The organism is Cupriavidus sp. C2SS-8b, from assembly GCF_057073745.1.
Genome location: NZ_CP172716.1, coordinates 2,341,550 through 2,364,393, shown reverse-complemented (window position 1 = coordinate 2,364,393; position 22,844 = coordinate 2,341,550). Strand labels below are relative to the sequence as shown.

The following is a 22,844-nucleotide window of genomic DNA, read 5'->3' as shown; positions in this document are numbered from 1 at the left end:
AATGGTTGCCTTCCATCGACGCAACAAGCGGAACACCAATGGCAACGTGACGCACCTGCGTCCGTTCCGCCACAACCAGCTGCGCGGCGCGGATGACCTGGACGACGATGCCGCGGATGACCAGGACATCATCTACGAGCGTCCGCGCCGCCGCGGTATCTACCTGCTGCCGAATGCGTTCACCACGGCAGCGCTGTTCGCCGGTTTCTTCGCCATCGTGCAGGCCATGAACATGCGCTTCGACGTGGCGGCCATCGCCATCTTCGCGGCGATGGTGCTCGACGGCATGGACGGGCGCGTGGCGCGCATCACCAATACGCAGAGCGCGTTCGGCGAACAGTACGACTCGCTCTCGGACATGACGTCGTTCGGCGTGGCGCCAGCCCTGGTGATGTACGAATGGATCCTGCATGACCTCGGCAAATGGGGCTGGATCGCGGCCTTTGTCTATTGCACGTGCGCGGCCCTGCGGCTGGCGCGCTTCAATGCCAATATCGGCGTGGTCGACAAGCGCTTCTTCCAGGGGCTGCCAAGCCCGGCGGCCGCGGCGCTGGTCGCCGGCTTTGTCTGGCTGGTGATCGACAACAAGCTGCCGGTCAAGGAACTGTGGATGCCGTGGGTGGCGTTCGGCATCACGTTGTATGCCGGGCTGTCGATGGTGTCGAATGCACCGTTCTACAGCGGCAAGGCGCTCGATGTCCGCTACCGCGTGCCGTTCGGCATGATGGTGCTGGTACTGGTGCTGTTCGTGCTGGTGTCGACCGACCCGCCGGTTGCCCTGTTTGCGCTGTTTGTCGCCTATGCGATATCCGGTTACGTGCTGTGGGCCTGGCGCGGCATTCACGGCCAGCCCGGGGTGGCCAAGCGGACGCGCGATAGCGGCAATCACTAGTTGATGCGAAAGGGAAGGGCGCTGCGGCGCCCTTCATGTTTTGCAGCGGACGCTGCACCACCGGTTCCTGCCATGGCAGCCACCATGGCATGCATTCTGTGTTTTCACTCACCGTCAGGAGGATGTCATGGGTATGTTCGACTTCATCAAGGAAGCGGGGGAAAAGCTGTTCGGCGCCGGCGAGGCCAAGGCCGCGCAGGCCGCCGCGACGGCCGACGCATCGGCCGAGAACGTGGATGCGGCCAACCGCGCTGCCGGCGATGCCATCGAGGCTTACATCAAGCAGATGGGCCTCGATGCCACGGGCCTGATGGTGCAGGTGGATGGCTCCCAGGGGCTGGTGACCGTGTTCGGCGTGGCGCCCGACCAGGCTACGCGGGAAAAGATCGTCCTGTGCTGCGGTAACGTTCAAGGCGTGGACAAGGTCGAGGACAAGATGTCGGTCAACGTCGAGTCGTCCGAGTCGCAGTGGCACACCGTGGTCAAGGGCGACACGCTGTGGGCGATCTCGCAGGCGGCCTACGGCAACGGCGCCGAGTACAACCGCATCTTCGAGGCCAACAAGCCAATGCTGTCTCACCCCGACAAGATCTACCCGGGCCAGAAACTGCGCATTCCTCCGAAGGGCTGAGACCGGCGCCGACCGTGCCCGTGATTACCCGTCTTGCATGGGCGCGGCAACTCCGCTATATTCCTTGCCATGATTTCGCGCCAAGCCCTACTCGCCCGCACCACCCTAGGTGGCCTACTAGGCCATCAGGTCGGGACGCGCGTGCGCTGAGGCTATCCATACCTTAGCGCGGAATCACCAAGGAATTTTCCAACGCCCCGGCCTGCATCGATGCACGCCGGGGCGTTTTGCATTCCCGCATCAGGGATGCGCGAAACAGGCGGTACCCGGCGGCACGATGGCGGGGACAGCACACGATAAAGCCCAGGAGCTCCACAATGTCTGACAAACTCATCATTTTCGACACCACCTTGCGCGATGGCGAGCAGTCGCCCGGCGCCTCCATGACGCGCGAGGAAAAGATCCGCATTGCGAAGCAGCTGGAGCGGCTGAAGGTCGATGTGATCGAGGCTGGCTTTGCGGCAAGCTCCAACGGTGACTTCGAAGCCATCCGTTCGATTGCCCAGGTCGTCAAGGATTCGACCATCTGCTCGCTGGCCCGCGCCAACGACAAGGACATCGCCCGCGCTGCCGAAGCACTCAAGCCGGCCAATTCCTTCCGTATCCACACGTTCATCGCCACCTCGGCGCTGCACATGGAAAAGAAGCTGCGCATGACGCCTGACCAGGTGTATGAGCAGGCCCGCCTGGCCGTGCGTTTTGCGCGCCAGTTCACGGACGATATCGAGTTCTCGCCGGAAGATGGCAGCCGCTCGGACATGGATTTCCTGTGCCGCGTGCTCGAAGGCGTGATCGCCGAAGGCGCAACCACCATCAACCTGCCCGATACGGTGGGTTACGCCGTGCCGGAGGGCTACGCCGGCCTGATCCGTTCGGTGCGCGAGCGTATCCCCAACTCCGACAAGGCCGTGTGGTCGGTCCATTGCCACAATGACCTCGGCATGGCGGTGGCGAATTCGCTGGCAGCGGTGAAGCTCGGCGGCGCCCGCCAGATCGAATGCACGATCAACGGCCTGGGCGAGCGCGCCGGTAATACCAGTCTCGAAGAAGTCGTGATGGCCGTGAAGACGCGCCGCGACTACTTCAATCTCGACGTCGGCGTCGATACCTCGCAGATCGTGCCGGCCTCGAAGCTGGTGTCGCAGATCACCGGTTTCGTGGTGCAGCCGAACAAGGCCGTGGTCGGCGCCAATGCATTCGCGCATGCCTCGGGCATCCACCAGGACGGCGTGCTGAAGGCGCGCGACACCTACGAGATCATGCGTGCGGAAGATGTGGGCTGGACCGCCAACAAGATCGTCCTGGGCAAGCTGTCGGGCCGCAACGCGTTCAAGCAACGCCTGCAAGAGCTTGGCATCGAGCTCGAAAGCGAAGCCGAAGTCAATGCCGCCTTCGGTCGCTTCAAGGAACTGGCCGACCAGAAGGCCGAGATCTTCGACGAAGACATCATGGCCATCGTCTCGAACGAGGCCCAGCATGACGCCAACGAGCACTATCGCTTCATCTCGCTGTCGCAGCGGTCCGAAACCGGCGAGCGCCCGCATGCCCGCGTGGTGTTCAATATGGACGGCCAGGAACAGGCTGGCGAAGGCGAGGGCAACGGTCCGGTAGATGCCACGCTGCACGCGATCGAGTCGCAGGTGAACAGTGGCGCCGAGATGGTGCTGTACTCGGTGAACGCCATCACCGGCGGTACCGAGGCGCAGGGCGAGGTGACGGTGCGTCTGTCCAAGGCCGGCCGTATTGTCAACGGTGTCGGTACCGACCCGGACATTGTGGCGGCATCGGCCAAGGCCTACCTGGCCGCGCTGAACAAGCTGCACGACAAGGCCGTTCAGAAGATCAACCCGCAGATCTGATTTTCAGAGCCGCATCCTGGCGCCGTTCCTATCCGAATCGGTGCCGGCGGCGAAGGGCCTATCCGGCCTGAACGCCCGAACCAGCCCGCCGGCCATCAAACATGGTCCGCGGGCTGTTTTCATGTGCACGGTCGGACTTCGCGCCGCATGGGCCGAAAATGCCGATGGTTGCCGCGAACATTCGACAAATCCGCGCATAGGCTCGGCATTTCGGCTGGCAACGGTGCGGCGTTGTGATTTGCCGCGGCGCTGGCGCTGCCTTACCATGCGCCCTTTCGTGGAGGCATGGCATGTGGAAACAGGCGAAGGGCTGGCTGGCGGTTGGCCTCATGTGGTTGGCAGCGGGAGCCCAGGCGCAGGAGCCCATTCGGCTCGGCATGATTGAGGGGCTGTCCGGGCCGTTCGCCAATGCCGGCGATGCCGTGGTCCGGAACCTGCGCATCGCGATCGAGCGGATCAATGCGCGGGGCGGCGTGAAGACGGCGCAGGGCAAGCGCCCGATGGAGCTGGTGACCTTCGACAGCAAGGGCAATGTCGACGAAAGCCTGATCCAGTTCCGCGGGCTCGTGGACAAGGGCATTCCTTTTGTCCTGCAAGGCAACAGCTCGGCGGTGGCGAGCGCGCTGGTGGCCGCAATCAACCGGCATAACGCCCGACAGCCCGACGCCCGGGTACTGTTCCTGAACTATTCGGCCGTCGACCCGAGCCTGACCAACGAGAATTGCAGCTTCTGGCATTTCCGCTTCGACGCCAGCGCCGACATGCGCATGCAGGCGCTGGCCGAAGTCATCCGGCAGGACCGCGCGGTGCGCCGCGTGTACCTGTTCAACCAGGACTACAGCTTCGGCCATCAGGTGTCGCGCTCCGCGCGCGAGATGCTGGCGGCCAAGCGGCCGGACCTGCAGTTTGTCGGCGACGAATTCCACCCGATCGGCAAGATCAAGGACTTTGCGCCGTACATCGCCAAGATGAAGGCCAGCGGGGCCGACGCGGTGGTGACCGGAAACTGGGGCAATGACCTGACGCTGATGGTCAAGGCTGCGCGCGAAGGCGGCCTGCAGGCCAAGTTCTATACCTTCTACGGCAATGGACTTGGCGCACCCGCCGCCATGGGGGATGCCGGCGTGGGTCGTGTGCTTGCCGTGGCGGAATGGCACCCGAACGTCGGTGGGGCTGCCTCGGACGCCTTCTACGAGCAGTTCCGCGCCCGCTATCCGGAGCCGAAGGACGACTACGTGCACCTGCGCATGCAGATGATGGTGGAAATGCTGGCGCGCGCGATCGAAAAGGCCGGCTCGACCGATGCCGTCCAGGTAGCCCGCGCGCTGGAGAATATGCGATACGTCAACGACTTCCACGAGGCCACCGTGCGCGCCGACGACCACCAGGTGCTGCAGCCGCTTTATGTCTCGGTCATGGAGCGGCAGGGCGGCGAAGTACGGTTCGACAACGAGGGCTCCGGCTACGGCTTCCGCACGGTGCGCAAGCTCAAGGCCGCCCAGACCACGCTGCCGACGACGTGCCGCATGCAGCGCCCGTAGCGAGTCGAGTCGGGGACGAGGAAGGCAGGCTGGCTCCCGGAAGGGCTTTCCGCTATAATCCGCGGCTGTCGTCACTCCGGCGTTTCCGGCGTGAGGGCAGATGCCAGTTTATGCATGGCACGACGCAAGTGGCGCATCCCGCGCTGTGGCGTTCGCAAGTAAAAGGAAATCATCATGGCATTCGCCAATATCAACAAGTCTGAAGTCATTCAGCAGTTCGCCCGTGGCGCCAACGACACTGGCAGCCCCGAAGTGCAGGTGGCCCTGCTGACCACCCGCATCAACGAACTGACCCCGCACTTCAAGGCCAACATGAAGGACCACCACAGCCGCCGCGGCCTGCTGCGCATGGTGAGCCGTCGTCGTCGCCTGCTGGACTACCTGAAGTCCAACGACGCAGATCGTTACCGCGCCCTGATCGAAAAGCTGGGCCTGCGCAAGTAAGGATTGGCTGGCATGGCAGCGCGATTCCAGGGTTTGCACGGTTTCGCGTGACGCCTCGATGCCTGCTTCAGCATTGCTGGGGCAGGCATTTTGCATTTCTGGCGGGGCAACTCGCGCCTTGTCCGCAATGCAGTAATACTTGAGTGATCTTCGCTTCACTGGACTTGAGGGGATTCCGATTCCCCGGTCCCCCGTTGCGGCAAGCCCCGCAACGGAGTAAGTTGCTCTTTTTCATGGTTTTCAATATCCGGATCGGCCAAGGAAACGGGGTTTTGTGTCATTCCAGCGCGGCATCGGCAACCGTGCCGCGCTGGAATGGCATAGCACTTCCCTGCAACTGCGACCGTTTCCGGCAGTTAGCCTGCGGCTGAGAACGCAGGCGGCGCACGCCGAGCAATGATTCCGGCGTGCACGCAAGACAAGGAATGCAAATGTCCATGTTCAACAAAGTAGTCAAGCAGTTCCAGTGGGGCCAACATTCGGTCCGTATGGAAACCGGTGAAATCGCCCGCCAGGCCGGTGGCGCCGTGCTGGTCGACGTGGAAGACACCGTCGTGCTGGCGACCGTTGTCGCCGCCAAGAGCCCGAAGGCCGGCCAGGACTTCTTCCCGCTGACCGTCGACTACATCGAAAAGACCTACGCTGCCGGCAAGATCCCCGGCGGCTTCTTCAAGCGTGAAGGCCGTCCGTCGGAAAACGAGACCCTGACCTCGCGCCTGATCGACCGTCCGCTGCGTCCGCTGTTCCCGGAAGGCTTCTACAACGACGTGCAAGTCGTCGTGCACGTGGTGTCGCTGAACCCGGACGTGCCGGCTGACATCCCCGCGCTGATCGGCGCCTCGGCCGCGCTGGCCGTGTCCGGCATTCCGTTCAGCGGTCCGGTGGGCGCTGCCCGCGTCGGCTACAAGGACGGCCAGTACCTGCTGAACCCGACCCGCTCGCAAATGGCGACTTCGGACCTCGACCTGATCGTCGCCGGTACCGAACGCGCGGTGCTGATGGTGGAATCGGAAGCGAACCAGCTGTCGGAAGAAGTGATGCTGGGCGCCGTGGTGTATGGCCACGAGCAGATGCAAACCGCGATCAATGCGATCCACGAACTGGTCCGTGACGGCGGCAAGCCGGAGTGGGACTGGGCCCCTGCGCCGAAGAACGAAGCGCTGATCGCCAAGGTCACCGAAGTGGCACTGCCGCTGCTGCAGGAAGCCTACCAGCTGCGCCAGAAATCGGCCCGCAGCCAGAAGCTGAAGGAAGTGTCCGCCAACGTGGCAGCCGCGCTGGCAGCCGCCGGCGTGGAAGCCGACAAGGTGGAAGTCGGCAACATCATGTTCGACCTGGAAGCCAAGATCGTGCGCGGCCAGGTGCTGGCAGGCGAGCCGCGTATCGACGGCCGCGACACCCGCACCGTGCGCCCGATCGAGATCCGCTCGTCGGTCCTGCCGCGTGCCCACGGTTCGGCGCTGTTCACCCGCGGCGAGACCCAGGCGCTGGTGGTGGCTACGCTCGGTACCAAGAGCGACGAGCAGATCATCGATGCGCTGGCCGGTGAATACCGCGACCGCTTCATGCTCCACTACAACATGCCTCCGTTCGCCACCGGCGAAACCGGTCGCGTGGGCAGCCCGAAGCGCCGCGAAATCGGCCACGGCCGCCTGGCCAAGCGCGCACTGATCCCGGTGCTGCCGAAGGACGACGAGTTCGCCTATACCATTCGCCTGGTTTCGGAAATCACCGAATCCAACGGTTCGTCGTCGATGGCTTCGGTCTGCGGCGGCTGCCTGGCATTGATGGACGCCGGCGTTCCGGTCAAGGCGCACGTGGCCGGTGTGGCCATGGGCCTGATCCTGGAAGGCAACAAGTTCGCCGTGCTGACCGACATCCTGGGTGACGAAGACCACCTGGGCGACATGGACTTCAAGGTCGCGGGTACCGACAACGGCATCACCGCACTGCAGATGGACATCAAGGTGCAGGGCATCACCAAGGAAATCATGCAGGTTGCCCTGGCGCAGGCCAAGGAAGGCCGCCTGCATATCCTGGGCGCGATGCACAGCGCCATGGGCCACGCCCGCACCGAACTGTCGGCGCACGCTCCGCGCATGATCACCATGAAGATCCATCCGGACAAGATCCGCGAAGTGATCGGCAAGGGCGGCTCGACCATCCAGGCGCTGACCAAGGAAACCGGCACCACCATCGACATCCAGGAAGACGGCACGATCACCATCGCCTCGACCTCGACCGATGGCATGGCCGAAGCCAAGCGCCGCATCGAAGGCATCACCGCCGAAGCCGAAGTGGGCAAGATCTACAACGGCACGGTGCTGAAGCTGCTGGACTTCGGCGCGATCGTGAACATCCTGCCGGGCAAGGACGGTCTGCTGCATATCTCGGAAATCGTCAACGAGCGCGTGAAGGACATCAAGGACTGGCTGAAGGAAGGCCAGCAACTGCGTGTCAAGCTGATCCAGGCTGACGAGAAGGGCCGTCTGCGCCTGTCGCTGAAGGCTGCGCTGGCGGAAGAGGGCGGCAGCATCAGCCCGCAGACGCACGCCGAAGCCGCGCCGGCTCCGGCTGCACCGTCGGACCAGCAGCAGTAAGCTGAATCCGGTGCCGCCATCCGGCGGTATGGAAGAAAAAGCGGCTGGCGATGTCCAGCCGCTTTTTTGTTTACACTGCCGGGCAACCCAATTGAGCGACCGCTCTCACCGACACGCCGCGATGGCCTCTATGCGTCGCGCGCGACCAAGAAAAGGAGCAGCAATGCAAGCCATCGAGATTCGCGAATACGGTGCGCCCGAAGTCCTGCAGGAGACGCAACGCCCCGACCCGGTAGCCGGTGCCGGCGAGATCCTGATCCGCGTGGCCGCGGCCGGCGTCAATCGCCCCGACGTGTTCCAGCGCACTGGCAACTATCCGGTACCGCCCGGCGCGTCGGACCTGCCTGGCCTCGAAGTGGCTGGGGTCGTGGTCGGTGGAGACCTCTCCCATGCGGATAACCGCTTCGGGCTCAAGGTTGGCGACCGCGTCTGCGCGCTCGTGCAGGGCGGGGGCTACGCGCAACTGTGCACGGCGCCGGTGGCCCAGTGCCTGCCGGCCCCGAAGGGCCTGAGCGATATCGAAGCCGCGGCGCTGCCGGAAACCTTTTTTACCGTGTGGAGCAATGTGTTCGACCGCGGCTACCTGGGCCAGGGCCCGCGCGGCAAGGACGAGACGCTGCTGATCCAGGGCGGCTCCAGCGGCATCGGTACCACCGCGATCCAGATTGCCAAGGCGCTCGGCTACAAGGTGTTCGTCACGGCCGGCACCGACGAGAAATGCAAGGCCTGCGAGGATCTCGGCGCAGACCGTGCCATCAATTACAAGACCCAGGATTTCGTTGCCGAAGTGGCCACGCTGACCGCCGGCAAGGGCGTCGACGTGATCCTCGACATGGTGGCCGGCTCCTATCTGGGCCGTGAGCTGAAGTGCATTGCCGACGACGGTCGCATCGTTATCATCGCGCTGCTCGGTGGCGCCAAGGCGGAGATTCCCCTGGGCGATATCCTGCGCCGCCGCATCACGGTCACGGGCTCCACGCTGCGTCCGCGGTCCGCGGCATTCAAGGGGCAGATCGCCCAGGCCCTGCATCAGCAGGTGTGGCCGCTGCTCGAGGCGGGCAAGATCAAGCCGGTGATCCACAAGGTCTTCCCGGCGGCCCAGGCGGCCGAAGCCCATCGGATGATGGAATCCAGCGAGCACATCGGCAAGATCGTCCTGACCTGGTAAGCGGCCTTGAAAACGTTGCCGCGCCGGCCTGGCCGCGCGCGGTAGCGCCGGTCCGCTGCCGCAAGCTACAATAGCGGGTTTGATTTGGGAGGGGACCCCGTGAGACAAAAGCTCGTCATCGGCAACTGGAAGATGCACGGCAGCCTGGCCGCCAACGCTGCGCTGCTCGAGGGAATCAAGGCTGCACCGGCACGCGCGCGGCTGGCAGTCTGCTCACCTTTCCCCTATCTTGCACAATGCCAGGCGCTGCTGAACGGCTCGCAGGTGGTCTGGGGCGCACAAGATGTGTCCGCCGAGGCGCGCGGCGCGTTCACCGGCGAGGTGGCTGCGTCCATGCTGGGCGAGTTTGGCTGCACCTACGTGCTGGTCGGCCACTCGGAACGTCGTACGTACCACGCAGAAACGGATGCGATGGTTGCCGCCAAGGCGCTGCGCGCACTGGAATTCGGCATCCTGCCCGTGATCTGCGTCGGCGAGACGCTTGCCGAGCGCGAAGCTGGCCAGACCGAGGTCGTCGTGGGTCGCCAGTTGCAAGCAGTCCTGGACGCGCTGTCAGTTGAGCAACTGGGTCGCGTGGTCCTGGCCTACGAGCCGGTCTGGGCGATCGGCACGGGCAAGACCGCGACCAGCGAGCAGGCGCAGGCCGTGCATGCCTTCCTGCGCGGCCAGGTTCGCGAGTGCGACGCCGGCGTGGCCGAGCGCATGGCGATTTTGTACGGCGGTAGTGTTAAGCCGGACAATGCGGCCGAACTGTTTTCCATGTCCGATATCGACGGGGGGCTGATTGGTGGTGCCTCGTTGAAATCGGAAGATTTTCTCGCGATCGGCAACGCCTGAATGCCCGTCGCGCCGGATATCCGATCAGGCAAGTAACGCTAAATTTATCCAAATGGCAATTTTCAAGACTTTGTTGGTACTGGTGCAGGTGTTGTCGGCGCTGGGCGTCATCGGCCTGGTGCTGATTCAGCACGGCAAGGGTGCCGATGTCGGTGCGGCATTCGGGTCGGGCGCCTCGGGCAGCCTGTTCGGCGCAACGGGTTCCGCAAACTTCCTGTCGCGTACGACTGCGGTGCTGGCGACGCTGTTCTTCATCTGCACGCTGAGCCTGACGTTGATGGGTAACTACAAGCCCGCCGCGTCGCTGGGCGTGATGGGCTCGGCCCCGGCTACCGCGCCGGCTCCGGCTGGTGCCTCGGCGCCGGCTGCAGCGGCTGCGGATGCTTCGGCTCCGGCTGCGCCTGCGGTTCCGAAATAATCAAGCGGCCTTGTATTCGATTCCTGATTTTTTTTGCAGTTGTGCGTTGAACAATGCAGCAAAGCGGGTTAGAATCCAAGGCTTGAAACGATTCCCCAGCGATGGGGCTTGAGCAAAGGCAAAAACCTCTGCGAAAGCTCTGAAGGGCCTGAAAACCCGGCGCCAGGCAATATTGTTTCTCCCCCAGCCGACGTGGTGAAATTGGTAGACACGCTATCTTGAGGGGGTAGTGGCGAAAGCTGTGCGAGTTCGAGTCTCGCCGTCGGCACCAAAAAACTTGATCGAAGTTCGCTGTCGGGCAATGCTCCCGTCAGGGAACTTCGGCAATCCGCAAGGCGGCGCGCCGGAGGTTTCGGCATAGCGCCTGGGGTGGGCAACAGGACGCCGCTTCAGCTGGTGCTGTTGACAACATTCCAGATAAGGCTGGCCGTACCTTGACTCTCGAAGCCTACTTCCCCGTTCTCATCTTCATCATCTTCGGCGTTGTGCTTGGCATAGCGTTGATGTCGATTGGTCGGATTCTCGGCCCGAACAAACCTGATCCCGCGAAGCTGTCGCCCTACGAGTGCGGCTTCGAAGCGTTCGAGGACGCGCGCATGAAGTTCGACGTGCGCTACTACCTCATCGCCATCCTTTTTATCCTGTTCGATCTCGAAACCGCCTTCCTGTTTCCGTGGGGTGTTGCCCTGAAGGATATTGGCTGGCCGGGATTCATCGCCATGGGCGTGTTTCTGCTGGAATTCATCGTGGGCTTCGTCTACATCTGGAAAAAGGGCGCGCTCGATTGGGAGTGATGTGAAATGGCAATCGAAGGCGTTCTCAACGAAGGCTTTGTCACGACTACTGCTGACAAGCTGATCAACTGGACCCGCACCGGGTCGCTGTGGCCGATGACCTTTGGCCTGGCCTGCTGTGCTGTGGAAATGATGCATGCCGGCGCTGCGCGCTACGACCTGGACCGCTTTGGCGTGGTGTTCCGCCCGTCGCCGCGCCAGTCGGACGTGATGATCGTGGCCGGCACGCTGTGCAACAAGATGGCACCCGCGCTGCGCAAGGTCTACGACCAGATGGCCGAGCCGCGCTGGGTCATTTCGATGGGCTCTTGCGCCAATGGCGGCGGCTACTACCACTATTCGTATTCGGTGGTGCGTGGCTGCGACCGCATTGTGCCGGTGGACATCTACGTGCCGGGCTGCCCGCCCACGGCCGAAGCGCTGATCTACGGCGTGATTCAGCTGCAGAACAAGATCAAGCGTACCAACACCATCGCGCGCAAGGGCTGACATGGCGAAGCTTGAGACCCTGAAGGCCGCGCTCGAGAAAGTTCTCGGCAAGCGCGTGCAGAAACTGATCGAGGCGACTGGCGAACTGACGCTGATCGTCAAGGCTGACGACTACCTGGAAGTGTCCCGCATCCTGCGCGACGATCCCGCGCTGCGCTTCGAGCAGCTGATCGACCTGTGCGGCGTGGATTATTCTGAATACGGCGACGGTGCCTGGGACGGTCTGCGCTTTGCAGCCGTGTCGCACCTGCTGTCCGTGACCCACAACTGGCGCCTGCGCGTGCGCGTGTTTGCCCCGGATGATGATTTCCCGGTCGTGCCGTCGGTGATCGACGTGTGGAATTCGGTGAACTGGTTCGAGCGCGAAGCCTTCGATTTCTACGGCATCGTATTCGAAGGCCACCCGGACCTGCGCCGCATCCTGACCGACTACGGCTTTGTCGGCCATCCGTTCCGCAAGGATTTCCCGACCTCGGGTTACGTGGAAATGCGCTATGACCCGGAGCAGAAGCGGGTCATTTACCAGCCGGTGACGATCGAACCCCGCGAAATCACGCCGCGCGTGATCCGCGAGGACAACTACGGCGGCACGCAGCACTGATTACGCGCCATGGCAGATATCAAGAATTACACCCTGAACTTCGGCCCGCAGCACCCGGCCGCGCACGGCGTGCTGCGCCTGGTGCTGGAGCTGGACGGCGAAGTGATCCAGCGCGCCGACCCGCACATCGGCCTGCTGCACCGTGCCACCGAAAAGCTGGCCGAACAGAAGAGCTGGATCCAGAACGTTCCCTACATGGACCGTCTCGACTATGTGTCGATGATGTCCAACGAACACGCCTACGTGATGGCGATCGAGCGGCTGCTCGGCATTGAAGTGCCGGTCCGCGCGCAGTACATCCGCGTGATGTTCGACGAAATCACCCGCCTGCTGAACCACCTGATGTGGATCGGCGCGCATGCGCTCGACGTGGGCGCCATGGCGGTGTTCCTCTACGCGTTCCGCGAGCGCGAGGACATGTTCGACATGTACGAGGCGGTGTCGGGCGCGCGCATGCATGCGGCCTACTACCGTCCGGGCGGCGTCTATCGCGACCTGCCTGACACAATGCCGCAATATCGGGCGTCCAAGGTTCACAACGAGCGTGCCATCAAGGCCATGAACGAAGCGCGTTCGGGCTCGCTGCTGGACTTTATCGAGGACTTCACCAACCGGTTCCCGAAGTACGTCGACGAGTACGAGACGCTGCTGACCGACAACCGGATCTGGAAGCAGCGCCTGGTGGATATCGGCGTGGTGAGCCCGGAGCGTGCGCTGCAAATGGGTTTTACCGGCCCGATGCTGCGTGGATCGGGCATTGCCTGGGATCTGCGCAAGAAGCAGCCGTACGAGGTGTACGACAAGATCGACTTCGATGTGCCGGTGGGCGTGGGCGGCGACTGCTACGCGCGTTACCTCGTGCGTATCGAGGAAATGCGCCAGTCCAACCGCATCATCAAGCAGTGCATCGAATGGCTGCGGCGCAATCCGGGCCCCGTGATCACGGACAACCACAAGGTTGCGCCGCCGTCGCGGGTGGACATGAAGTCGAACATGGAAGAATTGATCCACCACTTCAAGCTGTTCACCGAAGGCATTCACGTGCCAGAGGGCGAGGCTTATGCAGCGGTGGAGCATCCGAAGGGCGAATTCGGTATCTATGCAATCTCGGACGGCGCGAACAAGCCTTACCGCCTGAAGATTCGCGCGCCCGGCTATGCGCACCTGGCCGCGCTGGACGAAATGGCCAAGGGCCACATGATTGCTGACGCGGTGACGATCATCGGTACGCAGGACATCGTCTTCGGCGAAATCGACCGCTAATCACGGACCGCCGGCCCGGACGACGATCCGGGCGCTTTCTTGCCACGAGGGCAGGGAGCGGCGGGGACACCGCGGCGGAACGGCAGGGCCTCAGGCCCGCCGGCGGAACAGGCAGCGACGGCTGCAAACCTGCGGATGCAAGCCCCGGTACGCTGCCTCCGCCGTTTTACTGCAATGACCATGCTATCAGCAGAAGCTCTCAAGGAAATCGATCGCGCGATCGCGAAGTATCCGGCCGACCAGAAGCAGTCGGCCGTGATGGCGGCGCTTGCCGTGGCACAGGGCGAGGTGGGCTGGGTTTCTCCCGAAGTCATGCAGTTCGTCGCCAGCTACCTCGACATGCCGCCCGTGTGGGTGGAAGAGGTGGCGACCTTCTACAACATGTACGACACCAAGCCGGTGGGCAAGTACAAGCTCGCCGTCTGCACCAACCTGCCGTGCGCCCTGTCGGGCGGCGAGCGGGCCGGCGAGTACCTCAAGCGCAAGCTCGGCATCGACTACAACGAGACCACTGCCGACGGCTGCTTCACGCTCAAAGAGGGTGAATGCATGGGCGCCTGCGGCGACGCGCCGGTGATGATCGTCAACAATACCCGCATGTGCAGCTTCATGAGCGACGACAAGCTCGACGCGCTGGTCGAAGAACTGAAGGCCGACGCTGCCGCCAAGGGGGCAAAGTAACATGACCTCTCTGCACGACCGCCACATCCAGCCGCTGATCCTGGCCGGCCTGGACGGCAAGAACTGGCACCTGGAAGACTACGTCAAGCGTGGTGGCTACCAGCAGCTCAAGCGCATCCTGACCGAGAAGATCCCGCCCGAGCAGGTGATCGCCGACGTCAAGGCCTCGGGCCTGCGCGGCCGTGGAGGCGCAGGCTTCCCGACCGGCCTGAAGTGGAGCTTCATGCCGCGTACGTTCCCGGGCCAGAAGTACCTCGTCTGCAATACCGATGAAGGCGAGCCCGGTACGTTCAAGGACCGTGACATCATTCGGTTCAATCCGCATTCGCTGATCGAGGGTATGGCCATCGGCGCATACGCGATGGGCATCACCGTGGGCTACAACTACATCCACGGCGAGATCTGGAACGAATACAAGATCTTCGAGGAAGCCCTCGAAGAGGCGCGTGCAGCCGGCTTCCTGGGCGACAACATCCTGGGTTCGGGCTTCAATTTCCAGTTGCATGCCCACCACGGCTACGGCGCCTACATCTGCGGCGAGGAAACCGCGCTGCTCGAATCGCTGGAAGGCAAGAAAGGCCAGCCGCGTTTCAAGCCGCCGTTCCCGGCCAGCTTTGGCCTGTACGGCAAGCCCACCACCATCAACAACACCGAGACGTTTGCCGCGGTGCCGTTCCTGCTGGCCGTTGGCCCGGAGAACTACCTGAAGCTCGGCAAGCCGAACAACGGCGGCACGAAGATCTTCTCGATCTCCGGTGACGTCGAGCGTCCGGGCAACTATGAAATCCCGCTGGGCACGCCGTTCGCCAAGCTGCTGGAACTGGCCGGCGGCATGCGCGGCGGCAAGCGCATCAAGGCGGTGATTCCGGGTGGCTCATCCGCGCCGGTGGTGCCGGGCGAGATGATGATGGCGTCCGACATGGACTACGACTCGATCGCCAAGGCCGGCTCGATGCTGGGCTCGGGCGCCGTAATCGTCATGGACGAGACGCGCTGCATGGTGCGCTCGCTGCTGCGCCTGTCGTATTTCTATTTTGAAGAATCGTGCGGCCAGTGCACGCCGTGCCGCGAAGGCACCGGCTGGCTCTATCGCATGGTCAATCGCATTGAACACGGAGAAGGGCGCCAGGAAGACCTGGACCTGCTCAATAACGTCGCGGAAAACATCATGGGCCGCACCATTTGCGCGCTCGGCGATGCCGCGGCGATGCCGGTCCGCGGCATGCTCAAGCACTACTGGAAAGAGTTCGAATATCACGTCGAACACAAGCAGTGCATGGTTCCGGCCTACATCTAAGCGTGGCAGAACATGGTTGAACTCGAGATCGACGGCAAGAAGGTTGAGGTTGCTGAAGGCAGCCTGGTGATGGAAGCCGCCCGCAAGCTGGGCACCTACATCCCGCACTTCTGCTACCACCGCAAACTGTCCATCGCGGCGAACTGCCGCATGTGCCTGGTTGAAGTTGAAAAGGCGCCGAAGGCGCTGCCCGCCTGCGCCACGCCCGTGACGCCTGGCATGAAGGTCTTCACTAATTCGGAGAAGGCCGTCAAGGCACAGAAGTCCGTGATGGAATTCCTGCTGATCAACCACCCGCTCGACTGCCCGATCTGCGATCAGGGCGGCGAATGCCAGCTGCAGGACCTGGCCGTGGGCTATGGTGCATCGGAGTCGCGCTACAAGGAAGAAAAGCGCGTGGTGTTCCACAAGAACGTGGGCCCGCTGATCTCCATGGAGGAGATGACCCGCTGCATCCACTGCACCCGCTGCGTGCGCTTCGGCCAGGAAGTGGCCGGCGTCATGGAGCTGGGCATGCTGAACCGCGGCGAGCACTCGGAAATCACGACGTTCGTGGGCCAGACCGTGGATTCGGAACTGTCGGGCAACATGATCGACCTGTGCCCGGTCGGCGCGCTGACCAGCAAGCCGTTCCGCTATTCGGCCCGCACCTGGGAACTGGCTCGCCGCAAGTCGGTGTCGCCGCACGACGGACTCGGCGCCAATCTCGTGGTCCAGAGCAAGAACCAGCGCGTCATGCGCGTGCTGCCGCTCGAGAACGAAGACGTCAACGAGTGCTGGATCTCGGACAAGGACCGCTTCTCCTACGAAGGCCTGAACAGCGCCGACCGCCTGACGCGCCCGCTGCTGAAGCAGGGCGGCCAGTGGATCGAAACCGACTGGCAGACCGCGCTCGAATACGTGGCCAACGGCCTGGCAGGCATCAAGCGTGAGCATGGCGCCGACCAGATCGCTGCCCTGGCGAGCCCGCACAGCACGCTCGAAGAACTGTACCTGCTGGGCAAGCTGATGCGCGGCCTGGGCAGCGACAACGTCGACTTCCGCCTGCGCCAGTCCGATTTCTCGGCAGCCCTGAAGGGCGCGCCGTGGCTCGGCATGCCGGTGGCTGACGTGTCCACGTTGCAACGCGTGCTGGTGATCGGCTCGTCGCTGCGCAAGGACCACCCGCTGCTGGCTGCGCGACTGCGTCAAGCTGGCAAGAAGGGCGCTCGCATTGCCGTGCTGGGCGCCGGCGGTGAAGACCTGCTGATGCCGCTGGCCGCTCGTATTGACGTGGCGCCGTCGGGCTGGACTGCAGCGCTGGCCGGTGTGGCCCGCGCCGTGGCCACCGCGAAGGGCGTTGCCGCACCTGCCGGCACCGAAGGTTTTGATGGCGGCGATGCTGCCGCCAAGGCTGCGGAAGCCCTGCTGTCGGGCGAGCGCCGTGCCGTGTTCCTCGGTAACGAAGCTGTGCGTCACCCGCAATTCGCGGCGCTGCACGCGCTGGCACAGTGGATCGCTACGGAAACGGGCGCCACGCTGGGCTTCCTGACCGAGGCTGCGAACACCGTTGGCGGTTATATCGCCGGCGCGCTGCCGAAGCAGGGTGGTGCCAATGCGCAGGCGATGCTCGAGTCGCCGCGCAAGGCCTACGTGCTGCTCAACACCGAACCCGAGTTCGATGCCGCCGATCCGCGCAAGGCCCTGGCCGCGCTGGCCCAGGCTGGAACCGTGGTCGTGCTGTCGCCGTTCCGCTCGGAAGCGGCCATGCAGTATGCCGACGTGATCCTGCCGGTCACGCCGTACACGGAAACCGCGGGTACCTTCGTCAACTGCGAAGGTCTGCCGCAGAGCTTCAACGGTGTCGTGCGTGCGCTTGGTGAATCGCGTCCGGGCTGGAAGGTCCTGCGCGTGCTGGGCAACCTGCTGGATATCGCCGGTTTCGACTACGACAGCGCGGAAGCCGTCCGTGGCGAAGTTCTGGCCGCACCGGTGGCGCCGCAACTGAACAACGCCACCGAAGCGCAGATCCGCGTGTCCGCAGCCGCTGCCAATGGCATCGAGCGGATTGCCGATGTGCCGATCTACCACGCCGACCCGATCGTGCGCCGCGCCGAATCGCTGCAGCTGACCGCCGCGGCCCGCCGCGCGCAGCAAGTGGCGCTGTCGGCCGACCTGTTTGCCGGACTGGGGATCCAGTCGGGAGATCCGGTCCGCGTGACGCAGGGCGAGGGTAGCGTGGTGCTGCCGGGCGTACTGGAAAAAACGCTGCCGGCCAACACCGTGCGCGTTCCGGCCGCAACGCCGGCCGCAGTGAGCCTCGGTGCCATGTTCGGCACGGTCAAGGTCGAAAAGGCTGTGGATCTGTCGGCGGGCCAGAAGGCTGCCGCAGCAGCCGGAGCGGCCTGAGCCATACAAGAATAGCGAGAACGCAACATGATCGACTGGATTACCTCGCAAGGCCACGCCATCTTCGGCGGCGCTTGGACGCCGCTGTGGATCCTCATCCGGGCCGTGCTTATCGTGGTGCCGCTGCTGCTGTGCGTGGCCTACCTGATTCTGTGGGAGCGCAAGCTGATCGGCTGGATGCACGTGCGTCTGGGCCCGAACCGCGTCGGCCCGCTGGGCTTGCTGCAGCCAATTGCCGACGTGCTGAAGCTGCTGCTCAAGGAAGTCATGACGCCGACGCAAGTCAGCAAGGGCATGTACCTGATTGCCCCGCTGATGGTGCTGATGCCGGCCGTGGCCGTGTGGGCGGTGATTCCGTTCCAGGCGGAAGTGGTGATGGCCAACGTCAACGCCGGTCTGCTGTACGTGATGGCGATCAGCTCGGTTGGCGTGTACGGCGTGATCCTGGCCGGCTGGTCCTCGAACTCGAAATACGCGTTCCTGGGCGGCATGCGCGCCGCCGCGCAGATGGTGTCGTACGAAATCGCCATGGGCTTTGCCCTGGTCACGGTGCTGATGGTGTCGGGCAGCCTGAACCTGCAGGCCATCGTCAACAGCCAGAACGCGGGCTATTTCGCCGACATGGGCATCAACGTCCTGTCGTGGAACTGGATTCCGCTGCTGCCGATGTTCGGCGTGTACTTTATCTCGGGCGTGGCTGAAACCAACCGTCACCCGTTCGACGTGGTGGAAGGCGAGTCGGAAATCGTTGCTGGTCACATGATCGAATACTCGGGCATGGGCTTCGCGCTGTTTTTCCTGGCCGAGTACATCAACATGATCATCATCTCGACGATGACCGCGCTGATGTTCCTGGGTGGCTGGGCGCCTCCGTTCTCGAGCTTCCTGACCAATCTGATCCCCGGCTTCTTCTGGCTGCTGATCAAGGTATTCCTGCTGCTGTCCGTCTTTATCTGGATTCGCGCCTCGTTCCCGCGCTACCGCTATGACCAGATCATGCGTTTGGGCTGGAAGGTGTTCATCCCCCTGACCGTCGGTTGGCTGATCATCGTGGCGATCTGGATCAAGTCGCCTTGGAATATCTGGCACTGAACAGCCAAGCGAGGACGCGCACACTGCAACGATGCAGCGCGCGCCTCGGGAAACACTAGGAAGCAATTGTCATGCTGCTCGCCATCAAGGACTTCTTCAACAGCCTGCTCCTGAAGGAACTCTTCAAGGGCATGGCGCTGACCGGCCGCTATCTCTTCGCGCGCAAGGTCACCGTCCAGTTCCCGGAAGAGAAGACGCCGATCTCGCCGCGTTTCCGCGGCCTGCACGCGCTGCGCCGCTACCCCAACGGGGAAGAGCGCTGCATCGCCTGCAAGCTGTGCGAAGCGGTTTGCCCGGCACTGGCCATCACGATCGAGTCCGACGTGCGTGCCGACGGCACCCGCCGTACCACGCGCTACGACATCGACCTGACCAAGTGCATTTTCTGCGGCTTCTGCGAAGAGGCCTGCCCGGTCGACGCAGTGGTAGAAACGCCGATCCTCGAATACCACGGCGAGAAGCGCGGCGACCTGTACTTCACCAAGGACATGCTGCTGGCAGTGGGCGACCGCTACGAGCCGCAAATTGCCGCGGCCAAGGCTGCGGACGCCAAGTACCGCTGAGATCGGTTGGCGCCGGCGTCGCCGGTGCCCCCCAGTGAATTTGAATCGGGCTCCGCAAGGAGCCAATGGAAGGATGCCGCAGGCGCGGACCACCCAAGGGGGTGTTTGTGCCGAAGGCCAAGAGAGGATCCGACACGGACCATGGAACTCACGACCACCATCTTCTACGTCTTTGCGCTGGTGCTGGTGCTCTCCGCACTGAAGGTCATCACCGCGAAGAACCCGGTGCACTCCGCACTGTTCCTCGTACTGTCGTTCTTCACGGCTGCGGCGATCTGGCTGTTGCTCAAGGCGGAATTCCTCGCCATCCTGCTGGTGCTGGTGTATGTCGGCGCCGTGATGGTGCTGTTCCTGTTCGTGGTGATGATGCTCGATATCGACATCGAACACCTGCGCCGGGACTTCTGGACGTACGTACCGCTTGCCTCCGTCGTTGGCGCGCTGATCATCGCTGAAATGGCCATCGTGCTGGTGCGCAATTTCATCGGTACGGTCGCCCCGGTGGTGGCGCCGGGCTCGCAGGATCCGAACTACTCGAACACGGGCGCGCTCGGCAAGCTGATCTACACCGACTACATCTACGCCTTCGAAGTGGCCGGCATCATCCTGCTGGTGGCCATCATCGCGGCCGTTGCGCTGACCATGCGTCGCCGCAAGGACGTGAAGGCCCAGGATATCTCGTCGCAGCTGCGTACCCGCCGCGATGACCGCGTGCGCCTCGTGGCCATGGCAGCGGAAAGCCAGTCCGCCCAGGCCGATGCCGCGGCGACCGCCAACAAGAACTAAAGCCACGGAGAAACGCTGTGCTCTCACTCGCCCATTTCCTCGTGCTCGGTGCGATCCTGTTCGCGATCAGCATCGTTGGTATCTTCCTGAACCGCAAGAACGTGATCGTGCTGCTGATGGCGATCGAACTGATGCTGCTTGCGGTCAATATGAACTTCGTCGCCTTTTCGCACTATATGGGCGACCTGGCTGGTCAGGTTTTCGTTTTCTTCATCCTTACGGTGGCCGCTGCCGAGTCGGCAATCGGTCTGGCAATCCTGGTTGTGCTGTTCCGCAACCTGGACACGATCAACGTGGACGACATGGATACCCTGAAGTACTGATATTCATGACGCACTACGCAATGAACCAAGACCGCTCACCGCTCGCACACCAATAAGCGTCCTATGGCAACCACGCTCAACCCCAACCTGCTGCTCGCGATTCCGCTTGCGCCGCTAGTCGGCTCAGCGATCGCCGGCCTGTTCGGCACCAAGTTCTTTGGTCTGTTTTCCTCGGAGTCGCGCGGCGGCCGCATGGTGGCCCACACCGCGACGATCCTCGGCGTGGCCATTGCCTGCGTGCTGTCGGTGATGGTGCTGCTCGACGTGATGAACGGCGCGAGCTACAACGGCACCGTCTACGAGTGGATGGCCATCGGCGACCTGAAGATGGAAGTCGGCTTCCTGGTCGATTCCCTGACGGCAATGATGATGGTGGTGGTGACCTTCGTGTCGCTGATGGTGCATATCTACACCGTCGGCTACATGGACGGAGACCCCGGCTACAACCGCTTCTTCTCGTACATCTCGCTCTTCACCTTCTCGATGCTGATGCTGGTGATGAGCAACAACTTCCTGCAGCTGTTCTTCGGCTGGGAAGCGGTGGGCCTGGTGTCGTACCTGCTGATCGGCTTCTGGTACACCCGCCCGACGGCGATCTTCGCGAACCTGAAGGCGTTCCTGGTGAACCGTGTCGGCGACTTCGGCTTCATCCTGGGCATCGGCCTGCTGCTGGCGTACAGCGGCAGCATGAACTACTCGGACGTGTTCGCCGCCCGCGAGAAGCTGGCGACCGTCATCTTCCCGGGCACCGACTGGATGATGCTGACGGTGGCGTGCATTTGCCTGTTCATCGGCGCCATGGGCAAGTCGGCCCAGTTCCCGCTGCACGTCTGGCTGCCTGACTCGATGGAAGGCCCGACCCCGATTTCCGCGCTGATCCACGCCGCAACCATGGTGACGGCCGGCATCTTCATGGTCAGCCGCATGTCGCCGCTGTTCGAGCTGTCGGACACCGCGCTGTCCTTCGTCATGGTGATCGGTGGCATTACGGCGCTGTTCATGGGCTTCCTGGGCATCATCCAGAACGACATCAAGCGCGTGGTCGCGTACTCGACGCTGTCGCAGCTCGGCTACATGACGGTTGCGCTGGGCGCTTCGGCTTACTCGGTCGCCGTGTTCCACCTGATGACCCACGCGTTCTTCAAGGCGCTGCTGTTCCTTGGCGCGGGTTCGGTCATCATCGGTATGCACCACGACCAGGACATCCGCAATATGGGCGGCCTGCGCAAGTACATGCCGATCACGTGGATCACCTCGCTGGTGGGTTCGCTGGCGCTGATCGGCACGCCCTTCTTCTCGGGCTTCTACTCGAAGGATTCGATCATCGAAGCGGTGGCCGAGTCGCACCTGGCGGGTTCGGGCTTTGCCTACTTCGCGGTGCTGGCTGGCGTGTTCGTGACGGCGTTCTACTCGTTCCGCATGTACTTCCTGGTCTTCCACGGCAAGGAACGCTGGGGCCAGAACCATGCTCACCACCCGCACGAAGGCGACCACGAGGAAGAAGAGGTCTCGCATGACCACCACCATGGCCTGGCTGCCGGCGAGAAGCCGCACGAGTCGCCGTGGGTCGTGACGCTGCCGCTGGTGCTGCTGGCCATTCCGTCGGTCATCATCGGTGCAATCGCGATCGAGCCGATGCTGTTCGGCGAGTTCTTCAAGCACGGCGTGGCGTTCAAGGACGTGATCTTCGTCGGCGAGAACCACCATGCCATGAAGGAACTGGAAGAAGCGTTCCATGGCTGGATGCCGATGGCGATCCATTCGCTGACCACCCCGGTCCTGTGGCTGGCCATCGCCGGTGTGGTGCTGTCGTGGTTCTTCTACATGAAGCGCCCGGACATCCCCGAGGCGATCAAGAACCGCTTCTCGGGCGTGTACACGCTGCTTGAGAACAAGTACTACATGGACGACATCAACCAGGCCGTGTTCGCACGCGGTGCCCGCCTGCTGGGTACCGGCCTGTGGAAGGGTGGCGACCAGAGCTTTATCGACGGCCTGTTCGTCAATGGTTCGGCCCGCGTGGTGGCTTCGTTCGCCGCCGCCAGCCGCTACCTGCAATCGGGTTACATCTACCACTACGCATTCGCGATGATCGTGGGCATGCTGGCGCTGCTGACGCTCACCGTAACCGGCGTGATCGGCACCAAGTGATAGGCACCGAGTAAGGAAAACAAAGA

At 63.2% G+C, this 22,844-nt stretch carries 21 protein-coding genes and 1 tRNA gene; all 22 read left to right on the top strand.

All coding sequences use genetic code 11. From position 1 onward, the window contains the following. The first annotated feature begins 1 nt into the window (after position 1). On the top strand, positions 2 to 892 hold the full coding sequence (pssA, locus tag ACIGJB_RS10945) for a CDP-diacylglycerol--serine O-phosphatidyltransferase (RefSeq protein WP_483729848.1): 891 nt from the start codon (positions 2 to 4) through the stop codon (positions 890 to 892). Between the two features lie 127 nt (positions 893 to 1,019). Beyond that, the gene (gene lysM / locus ACIGJB_RS10940) at positions 1,020 to 1,523 is read left to right on the top strand and encodes a peptidoglycan-binding protein LysM (protein WP_483729847.1); all 504 of its coding nucleotides are present in this window, start codon (positions 1,020 to 1,022) and stop codon (positions 1,521 to 1,523) included. Positions 1,524 to 1,840: 317 nt separating this feature from the next. After that, positions 1,841 to 3,382, top strand: coding sequence for a 2-isopropylmalate synthase (locus ACIGJB_RS10935; RefSeq protein ID WP_483729846.1), 1,542 nt, complete (start codon positions 1,841 to 1,843; stop codon positions 3,380 to 3,382). A gap of 290 nt (positions 3,383 to 3,672) precedes the next feature. Then, a complete protein-coding gene (locus ACIGJB_RS10930; RefSeq protein ID WP_483729845.1) occupies positions 3,673 to 4,923 on the top strand; it encodes a branched-chain amino acid ABC transporter substrate-binding protein in 1,251 nt (416 codons plus the stop codon). 174 nt (positions 4,924 to 5,097) lie between these two features. Then, on the top strand, positions 5,098 to 5,367 hold the full coding sequence (gene rpsO, locus ACIGJB_RS10925; RefSeq protein WP_483710916.1) for a 30S ribosomal protein S15: 270 nt from the start codon (positions 5,098 to 5,100) through the stop codon (positions 5,365 to 5,367). Between the two features lie 431 nt (positions 5,368 to 5,798). Continuing rightward, positions 5,799 to 7,967: a polyribonucleotide nucleotidyltransferase gene (pnp, locus tag ACIGJB_RS10920; RefSeq protein ID WP_483729844.1), complete on the top strand. Its 2,169-nt coding sequence runs from the start codon at positions 5,799 to 5,801 to the stop codon at positions 7,965 to 7,967. Between the two features lie 163 nt (positions 7,968 to 8,130). After that, on the top strand, positions 8,131 to 9,135 hold the full coding sequence (locus ACIGJB_RS10915; RefSeq protein WP_483729843.1) for an NAD(P)H-quinone oxidoreductase: 1,005 nt from the start codon (positions 8,131 to 8,133) through the stop codon (positions 9,133 to 9,135). A gap of 132 nt (positions 9,136 to 9,267) precedes the next feature. Further along, on the top strand, positions 9,268 to 9,972 hold the full coding sequence (gene tpiA, locus ACIGJB_RS10910) for a triose-phosphate isomerase (protein WP_483732314.1): 705 nt from the start codon (positions 9,268 to 9,270) through the stop codon (positions 9,970 to 9,972). Positions 9,973 to 10,024: 52 nt separating this feature from the next. After that, entirely contained in the window at positions 10,025 to 10,390 is a 366-nt protein-coding gene (gene secG / locus ACIGJB_RS10905; RefSeq protein WP_483729842.1) for a preprotein translocase subunit SecG, read from the top strand. A 186-nt stretch (positions 10,391 to 10,576) separates the two neighbouring features. After that, positions 10,577 to 10,661, top strand: a tRNA-Leu gene (locus ACIGJB_RS10900). 163 nt (positions 10,662 to 10,824) lie between these two features. Beyond that, complete coding sequence (locus tag ACIGJB_RS10895; RefSeq protein ID WP_483711464.1) at positions 10,825 to 11,184, top strand: NADH-quinone oxidoreductase subunit A; 360 nt, start codon at positions 10,825 to 10,827, stop codon at positions 11,182 to 11,184. Between the two features lie 6 nt (positions 11,185 to 11,190). Further along, the gene (locus ACIGJB_RS10890) at positions 11,191 to 11,673 is read left to right on the top strand and encodes a NuoB/complex I 20 kDa subunit family protein (protein ID WP_011297145.1); all 483 of its coding nucleotides are present in this window, start codon (positions 11,191 to 11,193) and stop codon (positions 11,671 to 11,673) included. Between the two features lies 1 nt (position 11,674). Next, on the top strand, positions 11,675 to 12,274 hold the full coding sequence (locus ACIGJB_RS10885; RefSeq protein WP_483729841.1) for an NADH-quinone oxidoreductase subunit C: 600 nt from the start codon (positions 11,675 to 11,677) through the stop codon (positions 12,272 to 12,274). Between the two features lie 9 nt (positions 12,275 to 12,283). Then, positions 12,284 to 13,537, top strand: coding sequence for an NADH-quinone oxidoreductase subunit D (locus tag ACIGJB_RS10880; protein ID WP_483710922.1), 1,254 nt, complete (start codon positions 12,284 to 12,286; stop codon positions 13,535 to 13,537). A 180-nt stretch (positions 13,538 to 13,717) separates the two neighbouring features. Continuing rightward, on the top strand, positions 13,718 to 14,218 hold the full coding sequence (nuoE, locus tag ACIGJB_RS10875; RefSeq protein WP_211947722.1) for an NADH-quinone oxidoreductase subunit NuoE: 501 nt from the start codon (positions 13,718 to 13,720) through the stop codon (positions 14,216 to 14,218). A 1-nt stretch (position 14,219) separates the two neighbouring features. Further along, the gene (gene nuoF / locus ACIGJB_RS10870) at positions 14,220 to 15,515 is read left to right on the top strand and encodes an NADH-quinone oxidoreductase subunit NuoF (protein ID WP_483729840.1); all 1,296 of its coding nucleotides are present in this window, start codon (positions 14,220 to 14,222) and stop codon (positions 15,513 to 15,515) included. A 12-nt stretch (positions 15,516 to 15,527) separates the two neighbouring features. Continuing rightward, positions 15,528 to 17,903, top strand: a complete 2,376-nt coding sequence (gene nuoG, locus ACIGJB_RS10865; RefSeq protein WP_483729839.1) for an NADH-quinone oxidoreductase subunit NuoG — start codon at positions 15,528 to 15,530, stop codon at positions 17,901 to 17,903. Between the two features lie 27 nt (positions 17,904 to 17,930). Then, entirely contained in the window at positions 17,931 to 18,995 is a 1,065-nt protein-coding gene (gene nuoH / locus ACIGJB_RS10860) for an NADH-quinone oxidoreductase subunit NuoH (protein ID WP_483729838.1), read from the top strand. 71 nt (positions 18,996 to 19,066) lie between these two features. Next, positions 19,067 to 19,558 (top strand): NADH-quinone oxidoreductase subunit NuoI, encoded by a 492-nt coding sequence (gene nuoI / locus ACIGJB_RS10855; protein ID WP_011297152.1) that lies wholly within the window; start codon positions 19,067 to 19,069, stop codon positions 19,556 to 19,558. 141 nt (positions 19,559 to 19,699) lie between these two features. Next, positions 19,700 to 20,344 (top strand): NADH-quinone oxidoreductase subunit J, encoded by a 645-nt coding sequence (locus ACIGJB_RS10850; RefSeq protein WP_483729837.1) that lies wholly within the window; start codon positions 19,700 to 19,702, stop codon positions 20,342 to 20,344. Between the two features lie 17 nt (positions 20,345 to 20,361). After that, entirely contained in the window at positions 20,362 to 20,667 is a 306-nt protein-coding gene (gene nuoK / locus ACIGJB_RS10845) for an NADH-quinone oxidoreductase subunit NuoK (protein ID WP_011297154.1), read from the top strand. A gap of 63 nt (positions 20,668 to 20,730) precedes the next feature. Continuing rightward, positions 20,731 to 22,818: an NADH-quinone oxidoreductase subunit L gene (nuoL, locus tag ACIGJB_RS10840; protein ID WP_483729836.1), complete on the top strand. Its 2,088-nt coding sequence runs from the start codon at positions 20,731 to 20,733 to the stop codon at positions 22,816 to 22,818. The last annotated feature ends 26 nt before the right edge of the window (positions 22,819 to 22,844 follow it).